This window comes from Serratia sp. K-E0102, assembly GCF_029962625.1.
Lineage (GTDB): Bacteria > Pseudomonadota > Gammaproteobacteria > Enterobacterales > Enterobacteriaceae > Serratia > Serratia sarumanii.
The window spans coordinates 191,242-213,366 of record NZ_CP124754.1; the positions used below are offsets into that span (position 1 = coordinate 191,242).

The 22,125-nt window shown below is 61.5% G+C and carries 22 protein-coding genes; 19 read left to right on the forward strand and 3 right to left on the reverse strand.

Going from position 1 to position 22,125, the window contains the following annotated elements; all coding sequences use genetic code 11:
• From livF to SSARUM2_RS00890, 8 genes are all read left to right on the forward strand, one after another.
• Positions 1 to 702, forward strand: coding sequence for a high-affinity branched-chain amino acid ABC transporter ATP-binding protein LivF (livF, locus tag SSARUM2_RS00855; RefSeq protein ID WP_049234511.1), 702 nt, complete (start codon positions 1 to 3; stop codon positions 700 to 702).
• 44 nt (positions 703 to 746) lie between these two features.
• Positions 747 to 1,934, forward strand: a complete 1,188-nt coding sequence (locus SSARUM2_RS00860; RefSeq protein ID WP_049234510.1) for a PLP-dependent aminotransferase family protein — start codon at positions 747 to 749, stop codon at positions 1,932 to 1,934.
• Positions 1,935 to 2,122: 188 nt separating this feature from the next.
• The gene (ugpB, locus tag SSARUM2_RS00865; protein WP_033636688.1) at positions 2,123 to 3,442 is read left to right on the forward strand and encodes a sn-glycerol-3-phosphate ABC transporter substrate-binding protein UgpB; all 1,320 of its coding nucleotides are present in this window, start codon (positions 2,123 to 2,125) and stop codon (positions 3,440 to 3,442) included.
• 78 nt (positions 3,443 to 3,520) lie between these two features.
• Positions 3,521 to 4,408, forward strand: a complete 888-nt coding sequence (gene ugpA / locus SSARUM2_RS00870) for a sn-glycerol-3-phosphate ABC transporter permease UgpA (RefSeq protein WP_015376293.1) — start codon at positions 3,521 to 3,523, stop codon at positions 4,406 to 4,408.
• Entirely contained in the window at positions 4,405 to 5,250 is an 846-nt protein-coding gene (gene ugpE / locus SSARUM2_RS00875; RefSeq protein ID WP_060453008.1) for a sn-glycerol-3-phosphate ABC transporter permease UgpE, read from the forward strand. The genes ugpA and ugpE overlap by 4 nt, the downstream gene beginning before the upstream one ends.
• Positions 5,251 to 5,255: 5 nt before the next feature.
• Positions 5,256 to 6,326, forward strand: a complete 1,071-nt coding sequence (locus SSARUM2_RS00880) for a sn-glycerol-3-phosphate import ATP-binding protein UgpC (protein ID WP_033649662.1) — start codon at positions 5,256 to 5,258, stop codon at positions 6,324 to 6,326.
• A complete protein-coding gene (ugpQ, locus tag SSARUM2_RS00885; protein ID WP_033649663.1) occupies positions 6,326 to 7,063 on the forward strand; it encodes a glycerophosphodiester phosphodiesterase in 738 nt (245 codons plus the stop codon). Before SSARUM2_RS00880 ends, ugpQ begins: the two co-directional genes overlap by 1 nt.
• 60 nt (positions 7,064 to 7,123) lie before the next feature.
• On the forward strand, positions 7,124 to 8,080 hold the full coding sequence (locus tag SSARUM2_RS00890) for an AEC family transporter (RefSeq protein ID WP_049212052.1): 957 nt from the start codon (positions 7,124 to 7,126) through the stop codon (positions 8,078 to 8,080).
• Here the strand turns inward: SSARUM2_RS00890 and SSARUM2_RS00895 are convergent.
• A complete protein-coding gene (locus SSARUM2_RS00895) occupies positions 8,061 to 8,390 on the reverse strand; it encodes a hypothetical protein (RefSeq protein ID WP_049234504.1) in 330 nt (109 codons plus the stop codon). The two genes, SSARUM2_RS00890 and SSARUM2_RS00895, sit on opposite strands and share 20 nt — an antisense overlap.
• 151 nt (positions 8,391 to 8,541) lie before the next feature.
• Between SSARUM2_RS00895 and SSARUM2_RS00900 the strand changes: the two genes are divergently transcribed.
• Positions 8,542 to 9,402, forward strand: a complete 861-nt coding sequence (locus SSARUM2_RS00900) for a carboxylate/amino acid/amine transporter (protein WP_033649666.1) — start codon at positions 8,542 to 8,544, stop codon at positions 9,400 to 9,402.
• Positions 9,403 to 9,424: 22 nt separating this feature from the next.
• Here SSARUM2_RS00900 and metR read toward each other — a convergent pair whose 3' ends face one another.
• Complete coding sequence (metR, locus tag SSARUM2_RS00905) at positions 9,425 to 10,369, reverse strand: HTH-type transcriptional regulator MetR (RefSeq protein ID WP_033655133.1); 945 nt, start codon at positions 10,367 to 10,369, stop codon at positions 9,425 to 9,427.
• A 90-nt stretch (positions 10,370 to 10,459) separates the two neighbouring features.
• Here metR and metE point away from each other — a divergent pair, with 90 nt between their 5' ends.
• Complete coding sequence (gene metE, locus SSARUM2_RS00910) at positions 10,460 to 12,748, forward strand: 5-methyltetrahydropteroyltriglutamate--homocysteine S-methyltransferase (RefSeq protein WP_077791448.1); 2,289 nt, start codon at positions 10,460 to 10,462, stop codon at positions 12,746 to 12,748.
• A gap of 84 nt (positions 12,749 to 12,832) precedes the next feature.
• Here the strand turns inward: metE and SSARUM2_RS00915 are convergent, their stop codons facing one another.
• Positions 12,833 to 13,660 (reverse strand): dienelactone hydrolase family protein, encoded by an 828-nt coding sequence (locus tag SSARUM2_RS00915; protein ID WP_033655132.1) that lies wholly within the window; start codon positions 13,658 to 13,660, stop codon positions 12,833 to 12,835.
• 489 nt (positions 13,661 to 14,149) lie between these two features.
• Here SSARUM2_RS00915 and udp point away from each other — a divergent pair, with 489 nt between their 5' ends.
• The 9 genes from udp (at position 14,150) to tatB (ending at position 22,123) form a co-directional block, all read left to right on the forward strand.
• Entirely contained in the window at positions 14,150 to 14,911 is a 762-nt protein-coding gene (udp, locus tag SSARUM2_RS00920; RefSeq protein WP_004934432.1) for a uridine phosphorylase, read from the forward strand.
• Between the two features lie 130 nt (positions 14,912 to 15,041).
• Positions 15,042 to 15,824, forward strand: a complete 783-nt coding sequence (locus tag SSARUM2_RS00925) for a tyrosine-protein phosphatase (RefSeq protein WP_033636699.1) — start codon at positions 15,042 to 15,044, stop codon at positions 15,822 to 15,824.
• Between the two features lie 79 nt (positions 15,825 to 15,903).
• Positions 15,904 to 16,434 (forward strand): DedA family protein, encoded by a 531-nt coding sequence (locus tag SSARUM2_RS00930; protein ID WP_033649669.1) that lies wholly within the window; start codon positions 15,904 to 15,906, stop codon positions 16,432 to 16,434.
• A gap of 140 nt (positions 16,435 to 16,574) precedes the next feature.
• Positions 16,575 to 18,122 carry a DNA recombination protein RmuC gene (gene rmuC, locus SSARUM2_RS00935; protein ID WP_033655131.1) on the forward strand — a complete coding sequence of 516 codons (1,548 nt, stop codon included), beginning with the start codon at positions 16,575 to 16,577 and terminating at the stop codon, positions 18,120 to 18,122.
• A 78-nt stretch (positions 18,123 to 18,200) separates the two neighbouring features.
• The gene (gene ubiE / locus SSARUM2_RS00940; protein WP_025304918.1) at positions 18,201 to 18,956 is read left to right on the forward strand and encodes a bifunctional demethylmenaquinone methyltransferase/2-methoxy-6-polyprenyl-1,4-benzoquinol methylase UbiE; all 756 of its coding nucleotides are present in this window, start codon (positions 18,201 to 18,203) and stop codon (positions 18,954 to 18,956) included.
• A gap of 13 nt (positions 18,957 to 18,969) precedes the next feature.
• Complete coding sequence (locus tag SSARUM2_RS00945; RefSeq protein WP_033636702.1) at positions 18,970 to 19,578, forward strand: SCP2 domain-containing protein; 609 nt, start codon at positions 18,970 to 18,972, stop codon at positions 19,576 to 19,578.
• Positions 19,575 to 21,206, forward strand: a complete 1,632-nt coding sequence (gene ubiB, locus SSARUM2_RS00950) for a ubiquinone biosynthesis regulatory protein kinase UbiB (RefSeq protein WP_033655130.1) — start codon at positions 19,575 to 19,577, stop codon at positions 21,204 to 21,206. Before SSARUM2_RS00945 ends, ubiB begins: the two co-directional genes overlap by 4 nt.
• A gap of 80 nt (positions 21,207 to 21,286) precedes the next feature.
• Complete coding sequence (gene tatA / locus SSARUM2_RS00955; protein ID WP_033636704.1) at positions 21,287 to 21,550, forward strand: Sec-independent protein translocase subunit TatA; 264 nt, start codon at positions 21,287 to 21,289, stop codon at positions 21,548 to 21,550.
• Between the two features lie 3 nt (positions 21,551 to 21,553).
• Complete coding sequence (gene tatB / locus SSARUM2_RS00960; RefSeq protein ID WP_049234500.1) at positions 21,554 to 22,123, forward strand: Sec-independent protein translocase protein TatB; 570 nt, start codon at positions 21,554 to 21,556, stop codon at positions 22,121 to 22,123.
• Positions 22,124 to 22,125 lie beyond the last annotated feature (2 nt).

A 22,125-nucleotide genomic window follows, 5' to 3' on the forward strand; every position in this document is an offset into this window, starting at 1 on the left:
ATGCTGTCATTCAATCAGGTATCCGCCCATTACGGCAAAATTCAGGCGCTGCATCAGGTCAGCCTCACGATAAGCCAGGGTGAAATTGTGACGTTAATCGGCGCCAACGGCGCCGGTAAAACCACGCTGCTAGGCACTCTGTGCGGTGAGCCGCGCGCCAGCGAAGGCAGCATCGTCTTCCAGGGTCAGGACATCACCCAGTGGCAAACCTCGCGCATCATGCGTGAAGCGGTGGCGATCGTGCCGGAAGGGCGGCGCGTCTTCTCGCGCATGACGGTGGAAGAAAACCTGGCGATGGGCGGCTTCTTCGCCGATCGCCGGCAGTATCAACAGCGCATCGAACGGGTGTTCACTCTGTTCCCGCGCCTGCTGGAGCGCCGAAACCAGCGCGCCGGCACCATGTCCGGCGGCGAACAGCAGATGTTGGCCATCGGCCGCGCGCTGATGAGCCAGCCGAAGCTGCTGCTGCTCGACGAGCCCTCGCTCGGGCTGGCGCCGATCATCATCCAGCAGATCTTCGACATCATTCAGCAGCTGCGGGAAGAGGGCATGACCATCTTCCTGGTGGAGCAAAACGCCAATCAGGCGCTGAAATTGGCGGACCGCGGTTATGTGCTGGAAAACGGCCGCGTGGTGTTGGAAGATACGGGGGCTGCATTGTTAGCCAACGAAGCAGTGAGGTCGGCGTATCTGGGCGGTTAATCCGCCCCCCTACGAATTAAAATAATCAGGTACGAGAAGAAGAAATGAAGACAGAAGGGTTACTCGCGCAGCGCATCGTTAACGTAAAAAGTTCGGCCATCCGTGAATTGCTTAAACACAGCAAGATGGAACACGTCATTTCGCTGGCGGGCGGCATCCCCTCTGATGCGCTGTTCGATTTCGAAGGATTGAGCATCGCCACCCAGCAGGCGATCACCGAACAGCCGAAAAGCGCGTTCCAGTATGGCTTGACCGAGGGCAGCCCGCTGCTGCGTGAGCGCATTTGCGCGCTGTGCGCCGAGCGCGGCGTCACCGCGCGCGCGGAAGAGGTGATGGTCACCGCCGGCTCGCAGCAGGCATTGGATTTGGTGATGCGAGCCATCGTCAACCCCGGCGACGTGTTCGTGGTGGAGCGCCCGACCTACCTGGCGGCGCTGCAAACGCTGGAGCTGGCGGAAGCCAACATCATGTCGGTCTCGTCAGACAGCGACGGTATGGTGGTGGAAGAGCTGGCCGAGCTGCTGAAAACCCAGCGCATCAAGGGCGTGTACGTGGTGCCGAACTTCGGCAACCCCAGCGGCATCACCCTGAGCGCCGCGCGCCGCGAACTGCTGGTGAGGCTGGCCGCCGAACATAACTTCCTGATCATCGAAGACGATCCGTACGGCGAGCTGCGTTTCACCGAAGAGCGCCACCCGACGCTGCATCAGGTGTCGCAGCGGGTGCTGGGCAACACCGACCACATCATTTATACCTCGACCTTCTCCAAGATCCTGGCGCCGGGCCTGCGGTTGGGCTGGGCGATCCTGCCGCCGTTCCTGTTGCATAAAGTGGCGATCATCAAGCAGGCGGCGGATCTGCACGCCAGCGCGCTGTCGCAGAGCATCGTCGAATGCTACCTCGGCCTGGATCGCCTGCCGGCGCAGATCGACAAGATCCGCGCCGCCTACAAGCAAAAGGGCGAGATCCTGGCCGGTTTGGTGGAGCAGGAGCTGGGCGACTACATCACCTTCGATAAGCCGAAGGGCGGCATGTTCCTGTGGGCGCGTTTCCGCCAGCCGTTCAACGCCACCGAATGGCTGAATACCACGCTGCAGCAGGGCGTGGTGTTCGTGCCGGGGGAATACTTCTTCTCCGACAACCCGGATCGTTCGACCTTCCGCCTGTCGTTCGCCACCGCCACCGAGCAACAAATGCAGGAAGCGGTGGCGCGCCTGCGCCGTTCGATGTAATCCCCGCGGCGGCGGAGCCCATGCCCGCCGCCGACATCAAACTGCCATCTTCACTTCACTCTCCTGTCACATGGCTGTCACTTTTTAGTTATTTTTCTGTCATCCGCGCATGGCATGTTAGCTTCCGAACAAAAAACTGATTCTTTTCGCTCACGCGCTTTTACACCAGCTTTTTTCAGGAGTTAGGCATGCTCACCTACGCTATTCGCAAAACCACGCTGTGCGTCGCATTGACCCTGGCGGTCAGCACTCAGGCGCTGGCGGCGACCGAGATCCCGTTCTGGCATTCGATGGAAGGCGAACTGGGTAAGGAAGTGGACTCCCTGGCGGATCGCTTCAACCAGTCGCACAGCGACGTCAAGATTGTGCCGGTTTACAAAGGCAACTACGAACAGAGCCTGGCGGCGGGCATCGCCGCTTACCGCTCCGGCAAGGCGCCGGCGATCCTGCAGGTTTACGAGGTGGGCACCGCCACCATGATGGCCAGCAAGGCCATCAAACCGGTCTACGAAGTGTTTAAAGAGGCCGGCATCAACTTCGACGAGTCGGTGTTCGTGCCGACGGTAGCCGGCTATTACACCGACAACAAGAGCGGCCATCTGCTGTCGCAGCCGTTCAACAGCTCCACGCCGGTGCTGTACTACAATAAAGACGCCTTCAAGAAGGCCGGCCTGAACCCGGATCAGCCGCCGAAAACCTGGCAAGAGCTGGCGGCGGATACCGCCAAACTGCGTGAGGCCGGCATGAAGTGCGGCTACGCCAGCGGCTGGCAGGGCTGGATCCAGCTGGAGAACTTCAGCGCCTGGCACGGCGTGCCGTTCGCCAGCGAAAACAACGGTTTCGGCGGCACCAACGCCAAGCTGGAGTTCAACAAGCCGCTGCAGGTCAAGCATATCGCGCTGCTCGAAGCGATGAACAAGAAGGGTGATTTCACCTACTTCGGCCGCAAAGACGAATCCACCGAGAAGTTTTATAACGGCGACTGCGCCATCACCACCGCGTCATCCGGTTCGCTGGCGGACATCAAGCACTACGCCAAATTCAACTACGGTGTCGGCATGATGCCGTACGACGCCGACGCGAAAAACGCGCCGCAGAACGCCATCATCGGCGGGGCCAGCCTGTGGGTGATGAACGGTAAAGACGCCGCCACCTACAAGGGCGTGGCCGAGTTCCTGCAGTACCTGGCGCAGCCGGAAATCGCCGCCGAATGGCACCAGAAGACCGGCTATCTGCCGATCACCACCGCGGCTTACGATCTGACCAAGCAGCAGGGCTTCTACGACAAGAACCCGGGGGCCGACGTCGCCACTCGCCAGATGCTGAACAAGCCGCCGTTGCCGTTCACCAAGGGCCTGCGCCTCGGCAACATGCCGCAGATCCGCAGCGTGGTGGATGAGGAACTGGAAGGCGTGTGGACCGGCAAGAAAACGCCTCAGCAGGCGTTGGACGCCGCCGTGCAGCGCGGTGACGTGCTGCTGCGCCGTTTCGAAGCATCGACCAAGTAACCCTGCGTCGCGGGCCCGGCAGACCGGGCTCGCGTCTTCACGCCGATCCTTCCGTACCCGATTAATGGTTTAACTGCTATGTCATCTTCCCGTCCCGGTTTCGGCTGCAGCTGGTTGCCCTATGCGTTGGTGCTGCCGCAGCTGCTGATTACCGCCGTCTTCTTTTTATGGCCCGCCGGCGAGGCGCTGTGGTATTCGGTGCAGAGTCTCGATCCGTTCGGCCTGTCCAGCCAGTTTGTCGGGCTGGATAACTTTAAGCAGCTGTTTCAGGATCCTTACTACCTCGACTCGTTCTACACCACGCTGATCTTCAGCTTCCTGGTGGCGGGCATCGGGCTGGCGGTTTCGCTGTTCTTCGCCGCGCTGGTGGACTACGTGCTGCGCGGCAGCCGCCTCTATCGCACGCTGATGATCCTGCCCTATGCGGTGGCGCCGGCGGTGGCGGCGGTATTGTGGATCTTTCTGTTCAACCCCGGCTTGGGGTTGATCACCCATTTCCTCAACGGGCTGGGTTATAACTGGAACCATGCGCAAAACAGCGGCCAGGCGATGTTCCTGGTGGTGCTGGCCTCGGTATGGCAGCAGATAAGCTATAACTTCCTGTTTTTCCTCGCGGCGCTGCAGTCGATCCCGCGCTCGCTGGTGGAGGCGGCGGCCATCGACGGCGCCGGCCCGGTGCGGCGTTTCTTCCATCTGGTGCTGCCGCTGATCGCGCCGGTGAGCTTCTTCCTGCTGGTGGTCAATCTGGTGTACGCCTTCTTCGATACCTTCCCGGTGATCGACGCCGCCACCGGCGGCGGGCCGGTGCAGTCCACCACCACGTTGATCTACAAGATCTACCGCGAAGGCTTCGCCGGATTGGATCTCTCCAGCTCTGCCGCGCAGTCGGTGATCCTGATGCTGCTGGTGATCGGCCTGACGGTGATCCAGTTCCGCTTCGTTGAACGTAAGGTGCGCTATCAATGATTGAGAATCGACGCGGGCTGGATATCTTCAGCCATGTGATGCTGATTATCGGCGTGCTGGTGGTGCTGTTCCCGCTGTACGTGGCCTTTGTCGCCGCCACGCTGGACGACAAGCAGGTGTTTCAGGTGCCGATGACGCTGGTGCCCGGCGGCCACCTGTGGGAAAACATCCGCAATATCTGGCAGGGCGGCGTGGGCAACCTCAAGGTGCCGTTCTCGCTGCTGCTGCTGAACAGCGTGATCATGGCGCTGGCGATCACCTTCGGCAAGATCGCGGTGTCGGTGCTGTCGGCTTACGCCATCGTGTACTTTCGCTTCCCGCTGCGCAGCCTGTTCTTCTGGCTGATTTTCCTCACCCTGATGCTGCCGGTGGAGGTGCGTATCTTCCCGACGGTGGAGGTGATCTCCAACCTCAACCTGCTGGACAGCTACACCGGCCTGACGCTGCCGCTGATGGCCTCGGCCACCGCGACCTTCCTGCTGCGCCAGTTCTTCATGACGCTGCCGGATGAGCTGCTGGAGGCGGCGCGCATCGACGGCGCCGGGCCGATGCGTTTCTTCTGGGACATCGTGCTGCCGCTGTCGAAAACCAATCTGGCGGCGCTGTTCGTCATCACCGTTATCTACGGCTGGAACCAATACCTGTGGCCGATCCTGATCACCAGCGACGCCTCGATGGGCACCGCGGTGGCGGGCATCAAGAGCATGATCTCCACCTCCGGCGCGCCGACCCAGTGGAACCAGGTGATGGCGGCGATGATTCTGACTTTATTGCCACCGCTGGCGGTGGTGCTTCTGATGCAGCGCTGGTTTGTGCGCGGTCTGGTTGATAGCGAGAAATAACGACGATGGCAGGATTAAAACTACAGGCGGTCACCAAGTCTTACGACGGTAAAACGCCGGTGATCAAACAGATCGACCTCGACGTGGCGGACGGCGAATTCATCGTGATGGTCGGCCCGTCCGGCTGCGGCAAATCCACGCTGCTGCGGATGGTGGCCGGGCTGGAACGCACCACCAGCGGCGATATCTATATCGATACCCGACGCGTGACCGATCTGGAGCCCAAGGATCGCGGCATCGCGATGGTGTTCCAGAACTACGCGCTCTATCCGCACATGAGCGTGTACGACAACATGGCCTACGGCCTCAAGATCCGCGGTTTCGGCAAGGATCATATCCGCCAGCGGGTGGAAGAAGCGGCACGCATCCTGGAGCTGGAGCCGCTGCTCAAACGCAAACCGCGCGAGCTTTCCGGCGGCCAGCGCCAGCGCGTGGCGATGGGGCGCGCCATCGTGCGCGAACCGGCGGTATTCCTGTTCGATGAGCCGCTTTCCAACCTGGATGCCAAGCTGCGGGTGCAGATGCGCCTGGAGCTGCAACAGCTGCACCGCCGTCTGAAAACCACCAGCCTGTACGTGACCCACGATCAGGTGGAGGCGATGACGCTGGCGCAGCGGGTCATCGTGATGAACAAGGGCGTGGCGGAGCAGATCGGCACCCCGAGCGAAGTGTACCAACGGCCGGCTTCGCTGTTCGTCGCCGGCTTTATCGGATCGCCGGCGATGAACCTGCTGCCAGGCACCCTGAGCGCCGACGGCGGCCAGCTGCTGCTGGCGGACGGCATGGCGCTGCCGTTGCCGGTGGCCAAACCGCAGTGGGCGGGGCGGCCGTTGACGTTGGGCATTCGGCCGGAGCATATTCAGTTGGTGGCGCAAGGCCAGGGCGTGCCGCTGCAGCTGCAGACGCTGGAGCTGCTGGGGGCCGATAATCTGGCGCACGGCCAGTGGGGCGGCCACGGGGTGATCGTGCGGCTATCGCATGAAACCTTGCCGGCGGCGGGCAGTACGCTATATTTGCAGCTGCCTGCTCAGGCGCTGCACTTCTTTGACACCGACAGCGGATTACGGATGGATTGATGACCAGACACTGGCCTTACCCTCATATCGTCGCCCACCGCGGCGGCGGTTCTCTGGCGCCGGAAAACACCCTGGCGGCGATCGACGTCGGCGCGCGCCACGGCCACAAGATGATCGAGTTCGACGCCAAGCTGGCGCAGGACGGGCAAATTTTCCTGCTGCACGACGACACGCTGGATCGCACCAGCAACGGCTGGGGCGTGGCGGGCGAGCTGCCGTGGGACAAACTGGTGCAGCTGGACGCCGGCAACTGGTACAGCTCGGCCTTCAAGGGCGAGCGGCTGCCGCTGCTGTCGGAGGTGGCGGAACGCTGCCAGGAACACGGCCTGATGGCCAATATCGAGATCAAGCCGACCACCGGCAGCGACGATGAAACCGGCCGGGTGGTGGCGCTGGCGGCGCGGCTGCTGTGGCAAGGGCAGACCGATCCGCTGCTTTCTTCCTTCTCGGTGGACGCGCTGGCGGCGGCGCAGCGCACCGTGCCGGATTTGCCGCGCGGCCTGCTGCTGGAGGACTGGGACGACAACTGGCGCGAGCTGACCGAACGCCTGGATTGCGTCTCGCTGCATATCGATCACAAAGCGCTGACCGCCGAGCGGGTAAAAGCGTTGAAAGACGCCGGGCTGCGCATTCTGGTGTATACCGTCAACCAACCGGATCGCGCGCGCCTGCTGCTCGACTGGGGCGTTGACTGCATTTGCACCGACCGGATAGATTTGATCGGCCCGGATTTTTAATCCGGCGCCGATGAATCCCGCGACGACAAGCCTTGCCGCCGCACCACCGGAAGGAATGCGATGCCTGGCTTTATGATGTCACTGTGGCACCAGATCGTGCTGTCTTTACCGCTGTTTGTGCTGATCGCGTTGGGTTATGGGCTGATTCGCTGGGGGAAATGGCCTGCTGGCATCACCGATGGCCTGACGCGCTTCGTGTTTTCCCTCGCCTTGCCCGCCATGCTGTTTCGCATGATGTGCGACTTCTCGCAGCGCCCGGCGGTCGACGCCCGGCTGCTGATCGCGTTTTTCGGCAGTTGCCTGATCGTGTTCGTGCTCGGCCGTCTCGTCGCCCGGCACCTCTTTCGGCTGGATGGCGTCGCCGGATCGGTGTTTGCGCTGGGCGGCATTTTCTCCAATAACGTGATGCTCGGCTTGCCGATCGCCAGCGTGATGCTGGGGGAGGCGGCGATCCCGTCGGTGGCGCTGGTGCTGGTGTTCAACGGCCTGATCCTGTGGACGCTGGTGACGGTGTCGATCGAGTGGGCGCGCAACGGTTCGCCGACGCTGAGCGGTTTCGTTAAAACCGCGCGCAGCGTGCTGACCAATCCGCTGATCGTCGGCATTCTGTCCGGCACCCTGTTCAGCCTGACCGGCCTGCCGCTGCCGGCCTTCGTCGATCGGCCGATCAGCATGCTCGGCCAGGTGGCGGCGCCGCTGTCGCTGGTGGTGCTGGGCATGGGGCTGGCGGAGTACCGCATCGGCGAAGGCTGGCGGCTGAGCAGCGCCATCTGCGTGCTGAAATTGCTGGTGCAGCCATTAGTGATTTGGCTGCTGGCCTGGATGATGGATCTGCCGCCGATGGAGACCCGGGTTGTGGTGCTGCTGGGCTCGATGGCGGTGGGGGTGAACGTCTACCTGATGTCGCGCCAGTTCAATACGCTCACCGGCCCGGCCGCCACCAGCCTGGTGATGTCCACCGTGCTGGCGGCGATCACTACGCCGCTGATCCTCACCGTTATGGGCGTGCGGGCGTAGCCGGCATCGGCGCCTGCGGCACCGCCGGCGCGGTGCGATTGAACGGATCGCGCGGCTGGTTGCCGTTGGGCAGCAGCTGCCCGCCGTTCGGCGTGGTTTGCAGCAGCTGCTGCCGTTGATTGTCGGACTGCCGTTGCTGCTGCAGGCGGCGTTGATCCATCTGCCGATTGTTCAACAGACGCTGTTGCTGAGCCTGTTGGCTGTTTTGGTTGAGCAACTGCTGCTGTGAGCGCAGGTCGGTTACGCCGTTGGCCGCCGCAGCCAGGCCGGGCAGCCACAGCAGAACAAACAGGATGTGAGAAGTTTTCATAATGGTTACCTCGCCTTTTTATTAAGCCTAACCCAACGGTGAAATTTTGCCGGTAGTTTGTCTTTTGTTCAGATGTAAACCGCCTTTTCGCCAACGCGGCGCGCATCTTCCGTTACAATCGCCCTTTCGGTCTTTTTAGGGTGAACCCATCGTGCTGCTTTTGGTTATAACCACCATCCTGTGGGCGTTTTCTTTCAGCCTGATTGGCGAGTACCTGGCGGGCCAGGTCGACAGCGGGTTCTCGGCGCTGGTGCGCATCGGGCTGGCGGCGTTGGTGTTCCTGCCGTTTCTGCGCTGGCGCAATATCAAGCCCAGGGTGATCCTGCTGTATATGCTGGTGGGCGCCTTCCAACTGGGCATCATGTACCTGTTCAGCTTCCGCGCCTATCTCTACCTGACGGTGCCCGAATTCCTGCTGTTCACCGTGCTGACGCCGCTGTACATCACCTTGATCTACGATTTGCTGAGCGGCCGGCGTCTGCGGTGGGGCTACGTATTCAGCGCGCTGCTGGCGGTGCTGGGCGCGGCGATCATCCGCTATCACCAGCTGAGCGAACACTTTTGGTGGGGGCTGCTGTTGGTGCAGGCGGCGAATATCAGCTTCGCCATCGGCATGGTCGGCTATAAGCGCCTGATGGAAGTGCACCCCTTGCCGCAGCACACCGCATTTTCCTGGTTCTACCTGGGGGCGGCGGTGGTGGCGGTGGTGGCCTGGTTCCTGTGGGGCAATCCGCAGCAGCTGCCGACCACCAATCTGCAGTGGGGCGTGCTGATCTGGCTGGGCGTGGTGGCGTCGGGGCTGGGCTACTTCATGTGGAACTATGGCGCGACGCAGGTGGATGCCGGCACGCTCGGCATCATGAACAACATGCATGTGCCGGCCGGTTTGTTGGTCAACCTGGCCATCTGGCAACAGCAGCCGCATTGGCCGAGCTTTATCATTGGCGGGGCGGTGATCGTCGCTTCGCTGTGGGTACACCGGCGCTGGGTGGCGCCGAAACGGCTCGGCTAAGCGGGCGGGCCACCCGGTACGTTTATACGTCGGCCGTCAACGCTTTGGCGCCGGCAGCGCCAGGGCGTGCCGCGTCGCGCACAAACGGCAGATGATCGCAGGCGTGCTGGCGGGCCGAGCGGATAAAGGCTTCGGTCACCGCCTGGCGCTGTTCGCCGTCGCGCACGGCGGCGTACAAGCGACTCCACAGGCCGTCACCCAGGGTTTTGGTCACTATCAGCCCCTGCTGTTCGAAACTTTCCACCACCCAGTGCGGCAGCGCCGCAATCCCCATCCGCGCCGATACCATCTGGATCAGCAGCAGTGTGTTATCGACGTTCTTCAACGCCGGGCTAACGCCCGCCGGCTGCAGAAAATGCCGCCAGATATCCAGCCGCTGGCGCTGCACCGGGTAAATCAACAGCGTTTCGTCACTCAAGTCTGCCGGCTCGATGTGCGGCTTGCCGGCCAGCGGATGATCCGGCGCCAGCACCAGGCGTACCTCGAAATCGAACATCGGCGAATAGTGCAGGCCGCTGCGCGGCAGAATATCCGACGTCATGACCAGATCCAGCTCGCCCTGTTGCAAGGCCGGCTGCGGATCGAAAGTCACGCCGGAAGTAAAGTCCATCACCACCTGCGGGAAACGCCGGCGGAAGTTGTCCAGCGCCGGCGTCAGCCACTGAATGCAGCTGTGGCATTCGATGGCGATGCGCAGCGTGGTCTGGTGCGGTTCGTGGCAGGCCTGCAGCGCCTGTTGGATCTGCGGCAGCACCTGTTCTGCCAGCTGCAGCAGGATCTCGCCCTGGGCGGTGAAGCGCAGCGGCTGGCTCTTGCGCACGAACAGCTTGAAGCCCAGACGTTGCTCAAGATCGCTGAACTGGTGCGACAGGGCAGACTGCGTCTGATGAAGTTGGGCCGCCGCCCCCGCCAACGAACCGCTGTTGCGCAGGGCCTGCAGCGTCCGTAAATGTTTCAGTTCGATCATGAGAGTCCTTCACATTGACAGTGAATAAATTGCGCTTGTGGTTAATACAGTACCTGCTGATTATGGATGTGTAAACATCTGGACGGCTAAATGGGGAATATGACGATGGCAATTTTGAATCACACACTGGGTTTTCCTCGCGTTGGGCTACGACGTGAGCTGAAAAAAGCTCAGGAAAGCTACTGGGCCGGCAACTCAACGCAGGAAGAGCTGTTGGCGGTTGGCCGCGAGCTGCGCGCTCGTCATTGGCAACAGCAACAGCAGGCCGGGGTGGATTTGGTGCCGGTCGGCGATTTCGCCTGGTACGATCATGTGTTGACCACCAGCCTGCTGCTGGGCAACGTGCCGGCGCGCCATCAGAATGCGGATGGCACGATCGATCTGGACACGCTGTTTCGCATCGGCCGTGGCCGCGCACCGACCGGCGAGCCGGCGGCCGCGGCGGAAATGACCAAATGGTTCAACACCAACTATCACTACATGGTGCCCGAATTCCAGCAAGGCCAGCAGTTCAAGCTGGGCTGGACTCAGCTGCTGGACGAAGTGGACGAAGCGCTGGCGCTCGGCCATCGCATCAAGCCGGTGCTGCTGGGCCCGGTGACCTATCTGTGGCTGGGTAAGGTGAAGGGCGAGCCGTTCGACCGCCTGTCGCTGCTGAAAGACATCCTGCCGGTTTACCAACAGGTGCTGGCCGAGCTGGCGAAACGCGGCGTCGAGTGGGTGCAAATTGATGAGCCTGCGCTGGTGCTGGAACTGCCGCAAGCCTGGCTGGATGCGTTCAAACCGGCTTACGACGCGCTGCAGGGGCAGGTGAAGCTGCTGCTGACCACGTATTTCGACAGCGTCGGCCACAACCTCGATACCGTCCGCACGCTGCCGGTGCAGGGGCTGCATGTCGATCTGGTCGCCGGCCATGACGATATCGCCGTGCTGAGCGCCGCATTGCCGCAAGACTGGCTGCTGTCGCTGGGGGTAATCAACGGGCGCAACGTCTGGCGCGCCGATCTGAGCCGCTGGTTCGAACGTCTGCAGCCGCTGGTGGGCAGCCGTCCGCTGTGGATCGGCAGCTCCTGTTCACTGCTGCACAGCCCGATCGATCTGAGCGTGGAAAGCCGTCTGGACGAAGAAGTGAAAAGCTGGTTCGCCTTCGCCCTGCAAAAATGCGCCGAGCTGGCGCTGTTGAGCTCGGCGCTGAACGCGCCTGACGCGACGAAACTGGCCGAACTGGACGCCTACAGCGCGCCGATCCGCGCCCGCCGTCAGTCGAGCCGCGTGCACAACCCACAGGTCGAGCGCCGCCTGGCGGCGATCACCGCGCAGGACAGCGAACGCCACAGCGCTTACGCCGAACGCGCCAGGGCGCAGCGCGAACGTTTCAACCTGCCGGCCTGGCCGACCACCACCATCGGTTCGTTCCCGCAGACCACCGAGATCCGCGGCCTGCGTCTGGACTTCAAACAGGGCCGTTTGGACGGCAACAACTACCGCACCAGCATCGGTGAGCACATCAAACAGGCGATCGTCGAGCAGGAGCGTCTCGGGCTGGACGTGCTGGTGCACGGTGAAGCCGAGCGCAACGATATGGTGGAGTATTTCGGCGAGAACCTCGACGGCTTCGTGTTTACCCAGAATGGCTGGGTGCAGAGTTACGGCTCCCGCTGCGTGAAGCCGCCGGTGATCATCGGTGACGTCAGCCGCCCGGAAGCCATCACCGTCGAATGGGCCAAATTCGCCCAGTCGCTGACCGACAAGCCGGTGAAAGGCATGTTGACCGGGCCGGTGACCATCCTGTGCTGGTCGTTCCCGCGTGAAGACGTGACCCGCGAAGTGATTGCCAAGCAGATTGCGCTGGCGCTGCGCGATGAGGTGGAAGATCTGGAAAAAGCCGGCATCGGCATCATCCAGATCGACGAACCCGCGCTGCGCGAAGGGCTGCCGCTGCGCCAATCCGACTGGGCGGCGTACCTGAACTGGGCGGTGGACGCCTTCAAGCTGAACGCCGCCGTGGCGCGGGACGACACCCAGATCCACACCCACATGTGTTACTGCGAGTTCAACGACATCATGGACTCCATCGCCGCGCTGGACGCCGACGTGATCACCATCGAGACCTCGCGTTCCGATATGGATCTGCTGGAAGCCTTCAAAGAGTTCGAATACCCGAACGAAATCGGGCCGGGCGTCTACGATATCCACTCGCCGAACGTGCCGAGCGTGGAATGGATTGAAGCGCTGCTGCGTAAAGCGGCGCAGAACATCCCGGCGGAACGCCTGTGGGTTAACCCGGATTGCGGCCTGAAAACCCGCGGCTGGCCGGAAACCCGGCAGTCGCTGGCCAACATGGTATTGGCGGCACAGCGCCTGCGCGAGCAAGCGTGATGTCGTGCGGCGGATAAGCCGCCGCTTATAGATTTACTGGTGTGATGATTGGGCGCTTCGGCGCCCTTTTTTATGCGGGGGAAATTATTTGACGCCGTGCTGGGCAAACCACGCCAGCATGCGCTGCCAGCCGTCCTCCGCCGCTTCGGCGTTGTAGCTGGGACGATAATCGGCGTTGAATGCATGCCCGACCTCGGGATACACCACGATTTCGGCCTCGGCGTTGGCGGCGCGGATCGCCTGACGCATGGTTTCCACCGTCTCCAGCGGGATGCCGCTGTCCTGCCCGCCATACAGCCCCAGCACCGGCGCCGACAGGTGGGTGGCGACATCGACCGGATGCTTCGGCGAGTTCAGCGTTTTCTCGCCGACCAGTTTGCCGTACCAGGCGACCGCCGCCTTCAACTGCGGGTTATGCGCCGCGTACAGCCAGGTGATGCGGCCGCCCCAGCAAAAACCGGTGATCGCCAGCTTGCCGGCGTCGCCGCCGTGGCGGATAGCCCAGTGCGCCGCGTGATCCAGATCCGACAGCACCTGACGATCCGGCACCTTGGTGACCAGCTGCTGGAACAGCTCGCCGATATCGGTGTAGTCGTTGGCGTCGCCCTGGCGGAAATAGAGCTCGGGCGCGATCGCCAGATAGCCCTGCTTGGCCAGGCGGCGGCACAGATCCTGAATATGTTCATGGACGCCGAAGATTTCCTGCACCACCAGCACGATGGGGAAAGGGCCGCTCTGGTCGGCGGGTTTGGCGACGTAGGCCGGCAGCGCATCGCCTTGGGAAGGGATGGTCGTTTGCCCGGCGTGAATGCCCTGTTCGTCGGTGATAATCGCGGAGGCGGCCAATGGCGCGGCGGCCGGGGCGAATCCCCCCTGAGCCTGTTCTAATGTCATCACATGTTCGGTTTTCATTGCGGTCTCCGTGCAATAGAAAAAAGCGCTGAGATTAACTATAGGAAAGATTACCCATTATTGGCGCTGCGTGGCGCACTTTCGGACAAGTCGATAAAAAACGGCTAATTATCTGGCTTTGCGGCATTTTTAAGCGCTTTTTATCATGTTATTACGCGTTTTGCCCCGCGTAAGTGCCATAAGGTGCGTTAGAAGGCTTTTTTGTCCCTAAGCAACCGATAAGTTGGGGTTATTTCGGATTGATCAGCTAAATAGTTTCAGCCGGCAACCAACGGGCGAGGAGCAGCCGAGTTTGTCGGCTAGACTGAGGTTTAGCGGCGCGTTCCGGATGCGTCATAGTTCTTTTTTTTGTGATAAAAATCACAAAAAATATGTAGCATGTAATTTGTTTCTCTTTTCATAGTGATTGTCGTCACGAAATTAAGCGGCGATTTTCAGTAGAGTGCTTTTTTGTTCCTCCCAATAAACATGATCCATGAGGAGTCTCGTATGTCTCAGTCTGACGTTTTTCATCTCGGCCTCACCAAGAACGATTTACAAGGGGCCCAGCTTGCCATCGTGCCGGGCGATCCGCAGCGCGTAGAGAAGATTGCCAAGCTGATGGAAAATCCGGTGCATCTGGCCTCCCATCGTGAATTCACTACCTGGCGCGCGGAGCTGGACGGCAAGGCGGTGATCGTCTGCTCTACCGGTATCGGCGGCCCGTCTACCTCTATCGCGGTGGAAGAGCTGGCGCAGCTGGGCATTCGCACCTTCCTGCGCATCGGCACCACCGGCGCCATTCAGGCAAACATCAACGTCGGTGACGTACTGGTCACCACGGCGGCGGTACGCCTCGACGGCGCCAGCCTGCACTTCGCGCCGATGGAGTTCCCGGCGGTTGCGGACTTCGCCTGCACCACCGCGCTGGTGGAAGCGGCCAAGGCCAGCGGCGCCACCACGCACATCGGCGTGACCGCCTCTTCCGATACCTTCTATCCGGGCCAGGAGCGTTACGACACTTACTCCGGCCGTGTGGTCAGCCGCTTCAAAGGTTCGATGGAAGAGTGGCAGGCGATGGGCGTGATGAACTATGAAATGGAATCCGCCACGCTGCTGACCATGTGCGCCAGCCAGGGCCTGCGTGCCGGCATGGTGGCCGGGGTGATCGTCAACCGCACCCAGCAAGAGATCCCGAACGCCGAGACCATGAAAAACACCGAAAGCAAAGCGGTGCAGATCGTGGTGGACGCCGCCCGCCGCCTGCTGTAATCGCCTTTCCCCCAGCGGGCCGCCGACGCGGCCCGTTTTTCCATTCGCGGCGAATCTGTTACGGTGATACTCCTCAGCGCTGCGCCGATGGCCGCCGCGCGTTGTCATAACAAAAACAACGAGGACGTTTATGACCGCCCAGATCCTGCTTCATCCTTCGCTCGCGCCGCTCGACGGCGGCATCAATTTCCGCGACTTCGGCGGCAACGGCGTGGCCGACGGGCGCCGCATCAAGCGCGGCCTGCTGTTCCGCTCCGGTTCCCTCGAGCGGCTGACGGAAAACGACTGCGCCTTTCTCGCCGGCGTGCCGGTGCGCTCGGTGCTGGACTACCGTGATGCCGACGAGGTGCAGGCCAAACCGGATATTCTGTGGAGTGGCGCCGATTATCACCATGTGCCGGCCAACCCGCTGAGCAGCGAAGTCAACGCCAACCTGGAGAAGCTCACCAACGAAACGCTGGCCGCCTTCGACGCCCGCGCGTTCATGCTGGAGCTGTATCGCCGCCTGCCGTTCGGCAATGCGGCCTATCAGCGGCTGGCGCAGCTGTTGAGCAATCCTGGCGGCGGCGCCATCGTGCAGCACTGCGCGGTCGGCAAGGATCGCACCGGGGTCGGTTCGGCACTGGTGCTGTTCGCGCTGGGGGCCGACGAAGCGACGGTGCTGGAAGACTATCTGCTGACCGAAACCACGCTGGCCACTTTCCGCGAGCAGATGCTGGATCAGCTGTCTATCAAGCTGAATGCGGCGGCGCTGGAGCAATTCGCCTACGTGCTCAGCGCGCGCGAGGAGTTCCTGATGACGGCGCTGGGCTGCATCCGTCAGCAATACGGTTCCACCGATCGCTGGCTGGAAGCGGAATACGGCCTGGGCGCAGCCCAGCGCGAAGCGCTGCAGGCGTTCTACCTCGAGTAAATCGCCGAGCGTTTAGCCGGGGTTTAACTCGCCCCGGCCTATCCTAGGCGGCGAATTATCGCGTATCAGGAGCCCCGCATTGAGCCTCAATGACGTTATCAACTGGGTCAGCGACGTCGTGCGTCAGCACGAAGGCTGGGCCATTCCCATCATCTTCTTCCTGGCGTTCGGCGAGTCGCTGGCGTTTTTGTCGCTGCTGCTGCCGGCCACGGTGATCCTGCTGGCGCTGGGCGCGCTGATCGGCGAAAGCGGCATCGCCTTTTGGCCGATTTGGGCCGCCGCCGCCGTCGGGGCGTTTTTCGGCGACTGGCTCTCTTACTGGATCGGCTATCACTATCAGGATCGCGTGGCCCATATGTGGCCGCTGTCGCGCAATCCGCAGCTGCTGGTGCGCGGCCACGCATTCTTTGAACGCTGGGGCGTGCTGGGCATTTTCATCGGCCGCTTCTTCGGCCCGCTGCGCGCTGTGGTGCCGCTGGTGGGCGGCATTTGCGGCATGCCGCAGCGTTATTTCCAGTTAGCCAACGTCACGTCGGCGATGATCTGGGCGTTCGGCATTCTGGCGCCGGGGGCATTCGGCATCAAGTGGCTCAGCCAGTGGCTGGGCTGATTTCTCGCTAAATTGCGCAGCGCCGCGCAATATTGTGCTCGGCGGGTAAAATCAGGCTGGACATCCATACAGCCTCCCCTTAACGTGACGGGCAATGGGCGTGCGAAACGCTGGAACGGCAAGGTGCAACAGGAGGCAGGGTGGATACCAGTCTGATTTATGGGATTGGCGGCGTAGCGATCGGCATGCTGTTGGGGTGGTTGATCGCCAGTCTGCGGGTGCAGCAGGCGAATGCGCAACATGAAACCGAACTGCGGTTGCTGGAGCAAGCGTTGCAGCAGGCGCAGCAGGAAACGGCTGCGCGGCAAGAGGCTCTGCAGCGCCACGAGCAGCAGCTGCGGCAGAGCGAGCTGGAGCTACGCAACCTGCACAGCCAGTTGGCGGCCGGGCATGAAAAGCTGCAACAGCTCAACCATTGGCGCAACGAATGTGAACTGCTTAATCAGGAGCTGCGCGCCCAGCGCGAGGTCAACAGCGCGCAGGAGGCCGAGCTGCGCGAAGTCACCATCCGTCTGGAAGAGACGCGCATGGCGGCGGAAGAGAAGCAGCGCCTGCTTATCAACAGCGAACAGCGCCTCACCACCCAGTTTGAAAACCTCGCCAACCGCATTTTTGAACACAGCGGCCGCAAGGTGGACGAGCAAAATAAGCAAAGCTTGGATCGGTTGCTGCTGCCGCTGCGTGAACAGCTGGACGGTTTCCGCCGGCAGGTGCAGGACAGTTTTGGTCAGGAAGCGCGGGAGCGCCACACGCTGACGCACGAGATACGCAATCTGCAGCAGTTGAACGCGCAGATGGCGCGCGAAGCCATCAACCTCACCAAGGCGCTCAAAGGCGACAACAAGACGCAGGGCAACTGGGGCGAGGTGGTGCTGAGCCGGGTGTTGGAGGCTTCCGGCCTGCGCGAAGGGCACGAGTATGAAACGCAGGTCAACGTGCGGGTGGATCACCAGAGCCGCATGCAGCCCGATGTGATCGTGCGCCTGCCGCAGGGCAAGGACGTGGTGATCGACGCCAAGATGTCGCTGATCGCCTACGAGCGCTATTTCAACGGTGAAGACGAGGTGGAGCGCGAAGCGGCGCTGAGCGAACATATCGCCTCGCTGCGCGGCCACATTCGCATGCTGGGCCGCAAGGACTATCAGCAGTTGCCGGGGCTGCGCTCGTTGGACTATGTGCTGATGTTCATTCCGGTCGAGCCCGCCTTCCTGCTGGCTATCGATCGCGAACCGGAGCTGATCAGCGAAGCGCTCAAGCACAACATCATGCTGGTCAGCCCGACCACGTTGCTGGTGGCGCTGCGCACCATCACCAACCTGTGGCGCTATGAGCATCAAAGCCAGAACGCGCAGCGCATCGCCGATCGCGCGGCGAAACTGTATGACAAGATGCGGCTGTTCGTGGACGATATGTCCGCGCTGGGGCAGAGCCTGGACAAGGCGCAGGGCAGTTATCGTCAGGCGATGAACAAACTGAGCGAAGGCCGTGGTAATCTTATCGGCCAAATTGAAGGTTTCCGCGCGCTGGGGGTTGAGGTCAAACGGCCGATAAACCCGCTGCTGGCGCAGCAAGCCGGCGCGCAACACGATGAAGCGGAAGAGGCGAACGACGACGATGTCGCCGCGCTGCCGCAGACGAAAGACGATGACGATACCGCCGGGGAACCGGGCTTCGTTTCGCACGGCTGAGGCCGTGGCGAGGTGGGGTATTCTCCGAGCTTCTGGTACACTCATCCACACAAAATTGACTGAATAGCAGGCAGGACAATGGCAGATCAACCGCAGGAAACCACCGATTTCGGTTTTCGCACCGTCGCTAGAGACGAAAAACAGGCCATGGTGGCGGACGTTTTTCATTCGGTAGCGGCAAAGTATGACGTGATGAACGACCTGATGTCGTTCGGCATCCACCGTATCTGGAAGCGTTTCACCATTGACTGCAGCGGCGTGCGCCGCGGGCAGCGCGTGCTGGATCTGGCCGGCGGTACCGGCGACCTGGCCGCCAAGTTCTCCCGCATGGTCGGCGAGCAGGGGCAGGTGGTGCTGGCGGACATCAACGATTCGATGCTGAAGATGGGGCGCGAGAAACTGCGCGATCGCGGCATCGTCGGCAACATCAATTACGTGCAGGCCAACGCCGAAGCGCTGCCGTTCCCGGACAACTACTTCGATTGCATCACCATCTCCTTCGGCCTGCGCAATGTCACCGACAAAGACAAAGCGCTGCGCTCAATGTTCCGCGTGCTCAAGCCGGGCGGCCGCCTGCTGGTGCTGGAGTTCTCCAAGCCGCTGCTGGCACCGCTGAGCAAGGCTTACGATGCCTACTCCTTCCACGTGCTGCCGAAGATCGGCGAGCTGGTGGTGAAAGATCCGGACAGCTACCGCTACCTGGCGGAATCGATCCGCATGCACCCCGATCAGGAAACCCTGAAGGGCATGATGGGCAACGCCGGTTTTGAAAACGTCACCTATTTCAACCTGACCGGTGGGATTGTTGCCCTGCATCGCGGCTTCAAGTTCTGAGAGGGAGATGCCGATGCTGTTTACCCCTCTGCTGACCGCTGCGCTGGAAACCTCGCTGAATAACCTGCTGTTTCGCGATCGCAGCATGAAAGCCGCTCGCCAACGCCTGGCGGGCAAGGTGCTGCGCATCGAACTGGAAGAGCTGGCTTCACCGCTGGTGCTGGTGTTCAGCGAACTGCGCGTAGACGTGCTTGGGCAGTCCGAAGACAGCGCCGATTGCACGGTGCGCAGCCGCATTCCCGTCTTACTGAAGCTGCGCGATCGCCAGCAGTTGCCGGTGCTGATGCGCAGCGGCGAATTGACGGTGGAAGGCGATATTCAGGTGGTGCAACAGCTGGTTGGCCTGCTCGATCTGGCGGAGTGGGATCCGGCGGAGTGGCTGGCGCCTTACATCGGCGATATCGCCGCCCAGGGTATTACGCAGGCGCTGGGAAAAGGCGCCTCGCTGCTGAAAGCCGGCTTTATGCGCCGGCAGCAGGACATGGCGGAGACGTTGACGGAAGAGTGGCGCCTGGCGCCGGGGCCACTGGAAGTGGTGTGGTTCAACGAAGAAGTTGATGCTCTCGCCCGCAGCGCGGAAGCGCTGTTTGCCCGCATGGACAAGTTGGAGGGCAAGCGATGACCCCAGGCGAACTGCGCCGTTTGTATTTTATCGTCCGCGTTTTTCTCAGCTATGGGCTGGACGAACTGATCCCTAAAATGCGTTTGACGCTGCCGCTGCGCTTTGGCCGCCGGCTGCTGTTCTGGATGCCGAATCGGCACAAGGACAAGCCGCTGGGCGAACGGCTGCGGCTGGCGCTGCAGGAGCTGGGGCCGGTATGGATCAAGTTCGGCCAGATGATGTCGACCCGCCGCGATCTGTTTCCGCCGCACATTGCCGATCAGCTGACGTTGTTGCAGGATCGGGTGGCGCCTTTCGACGGCGCGCTGGCGCGTAAACATATCGAGCTGGCGATGGGTGGCCCACTGGAAACCTGGTTCGACGATTTCGACCAGCAGCCGCTGGCCTCTGCCTCGATCGCGCAGGTGCATACCGCGCGGTTGAAAACCACCGGCCAGGAAGTGGTGCTGAAGGTGATCCGGCCGGATATCGGGCCGATCATCAAGGCCGACGTGCGGCTGATGTACCGGTTGGCCGGCTGGGTGCCGAAGCTGTTGCCGGACGGCCGCCGTCTGCGCCCGCGTGAAGTGGTGCGCGAGTACGAGAAAACCCTGCTGGACGAATTGAACCTGCTACGCGAAGCGGCCAACGCCATTCAGCTGCGCCGCAATTTCGACGGCAGCCCAATGCTGTACGTACCGGAAGTTTATTCCGACTACTGCCGTGAAAGCGTATTGGTGATGGAACGCATCTACGGCATTCCGGTCTCGGACATCGCCACGCTTGAACGGCAGGGCACCAACATGAAACTGTTGGCGGAACGCGGCGTCCAGGTGTTCTTTACCCAGGTATTCCGCGACAGCTTCTTCCATGCGGACATGCATCCCGGTAATATTTTCGTCAGCTACGAACATCCTGAAGATCCTTGCTATATCGGCATCGACTGCGGCATCGTCGGCTCGCTGAACAAGGATGACAAGCGCTATCTGGCGGAAAACTTCATCGCCTTCTTCAACCGCGATTACCGCAAGGTGGCGGAACTGCACGTCGACTCCGGTTGGGTGCCGCGCGACACCAACGTGGAAGACTTCGAATTCGCCATTCGCACCGTGTGCGAGCCGATTTTCGAGAAGCCGCTGGCGGAAATTTCCTTCGGCAACGTGCTGCTGAACCTGTTCAACACTGCGCGCCGCTTCAATATGGAAGTGCAGCCGCAGCTGGTGTTATTGCAGAAGACCTTGCTGTATGTTGAAGGGCTGGGGCGCCAGCTCTACCCGCAGCTGGATCTGTGGACTACCGCCAAGCCGTTCCTCGAGAGCTGGCTGCGCGATCAGGTCGGCATTCCTGCCGTGGTGCGCGCGCTGAAAGAGAAAGCGCCGTTCTGGGCGGAGAAGCTGCCCGAACTGCCCGAGCTGTTTTACGACAGCCTGCAGCAGCATAAACTGTTGCAACAAAGCGTTGATAAGCTGACCAACCAAATGCAGGCTCAGCGGGTTCGTCAGGGGCAGTCACGTTATTTGTTCGGCGTTGGCGCTACACTGTTAGTAAGCGGTACGCTGTTGCTGCTGGGGCAAATCGAGGTGTTTCCCGCCTGGATGATGGCCGCCGGCATCGTATGCTGGGTGATTGGCTGGAAGCGAACCACCTGATTTAATTCGTTACTCTGGTAAGGCCAGGCCTATAATGCGGGCTGGCTTTAAAAGACCCTTTAAAATTAGAGGTAATTGAAATGGGCGGTATTAGTATTACGCAATTGTTGATCATCGCAGTGATCGTGGTGCTGCTGTTCGGCACCAAAAAACTGCGCACGCTGGGCTCCGATCTCGGTGCCTCAATCAAGGGCTTCAAAAAGGCGATCGGCGACGATACGCCGTCGAACCCCAACACGGCTGAAAAAAGCAGCCTGGATGACGCTGACTTCGCGGCCAAGCCTATTACCGATAAGCAGCCGGAAGTGAAACCGGAAGAGTCGAAGAACAAAGAGCAGGTATAAACCGTGTTTGACATTGGGTTTAGTGAGCTGCTGCTGGTGCTGGTGATCGGCCTGATTGTTCTGGGGCCGGAACGGTTGCCGGTCGCGGTCAGAACGGTGTCGGGCTGGATCCGCGCGCTGCGCTCGCTGGCGGCCTCGGTGCAGCACGAACTGTCTCAGGAACTGAAGCTGCAGGAGCTGCAGGACAGCCTGAAAAAAGCCGAACAGGCCGGCCTGCAGAACCTGACGCCGGAACTGAAGGCATCGATGGATGAGCTGAAAGACGCGGCGGAATCATTGAAACGCACCTACCGGGGCGAGACAGAAGAGCTGGCGAACACCATTCATAACCCGCAGGCCATCGATCCGGAAGCCTTGCACGACGGCGTGACGCCGGCGGAAGCGGCAACCCGCGTCAGTGCGCCCGCCGCCGTGCCAAAACCGGCAGCGGAGCCTGAGGCCGTTGCGGCTGCGTCCCCGGCTACGCCCGTGGCGGCGCAACCGGCCAAAGCACCGGTGGAAACCGCGCCGGCACCTGTCGAACCTGTTGCGGATAAAACCCCAGCGTCTCACCAACCTAGTGGCGATCGTTAATA

Bases quoted from the DNA above. Each gene is read 5' to 3' on its own strand.
- SSARUM2_RS00895 (WP_049234504.1), bottom strand. From the start codon at position 8,390: ATGAAAACTTCTCACATCCTGTTTGTTCTGCTGTGGCTGCCCGGCCTG.
- ubiB (WP_033655130.1), top strand. From the start codon at position 19,575: ATGACCCCAGGCGAACTGCGCCGTTTGTATTTTATCGTCCGCGTTTTT.
- ubiE (WP_025304918.1), top strand. From the start codon at position 18,201: ATGGCAGATCAACCGCAGGAAACCACCGATTTCGGTTTTCGCACCGTC.
- SSARUM2_RS00890 (WP_049212052.1), top strand. From the start codon at position 7,124: ATGCCTGGCTTTATGATGTCACTGTGGCACCAGATCGTGCTGTCTTTA.
- SSARUM2_RS00925 (WP_033636699.1), top strand. From the start codon at position 15,042: ATGACCGCCCAGATCCTGCTTCATCCTTCGCTCGCGCCGCTCGACGGC.
- udp (WP_004934432.1), top strand. From the start codon at position 14,150: ATGTCTCAGTCTGACGTTTTTCATCTCGGCCTCACCAAGAACGATTTA.
- SSARUM2_RS00860 (WP_049234510.1), top strand. From the start codon at position 747: ATGAAGACAGAAGGGTTACTCGCGCAGCGCATCGTTAACGTAAAAAGT.
- SSARUM2_RS00880 (WP_033649662.1), top strand. From the start codon at position 5,256: ATGGCAGGATTAAAACTACAGGCGGTCACCAAGTCTTACGACGGTAAA.
- SSARUM2_RS00915 (WP_033655132.1), bottom strand. From the start codon at position 13,660: ATGAAAACCGAACATGTGATGACATTAGAACAGGCTCAGGGGGGATTC.
- ugpB (WP_033636688.1), top strand. From the start codon at position 2,123: ATGCTCACCTACGCTATTCGCAAAACCACGCTGTGCGTCGCATTGACC.
- metR (WP_033655133.1), bottom strand. From the start codon at position 10,369: ATGATCGAACTGAAACATTTACGGACGCTGCAGGCCCTGCGCAACAGC.
- livF (WP_049234511.1), top strand. From the start codon at position 1: ATGCTGTCATTCAATCAGGTATCCGCCCATTACGGCAAAATTCAGGCG.
- tatA (WP_033636704.1), top strand. From the start codon at position 21,287: ATGGGCGGTATTAGTATTACGCAATTGTTGATCATCGCAGTGATCGTG.
- ugpE (WP_060453008.1), top strand. From the start codon at position 4,405: ATGATTGAGAATCGACGCGGGCTGGATATCTTCAGCCATGTGATGCTG.
- metE (WP_077791448.1), top strand. From the start codon at position 10,460: ATGGGGAATATGACGATGGCAATTTTGAATCACACACTGGGTTTTCCT.
- ugpA (WP_015376293.1), top strand. From the start codon at position 3,521: ATGTCATCTTCCCGTCCCGGTTTCGGCTGCAGCTGGTTGCCCTATGCG.
- SSARUM2_RS00945 (WP_033636702.1), top strand. From the start codon at position 18,970: ATGCTGTTTACCCCTCTGCTGACCGCTGCGCTGGAAACCTCGCTGAAT.
- ugpQ (WP_033649663.1), top strand. From the start codon at position 6,326: ATGACCAGACACTGGCCTTACCCTCATATCGTCGCCCACCGCGGCGGC.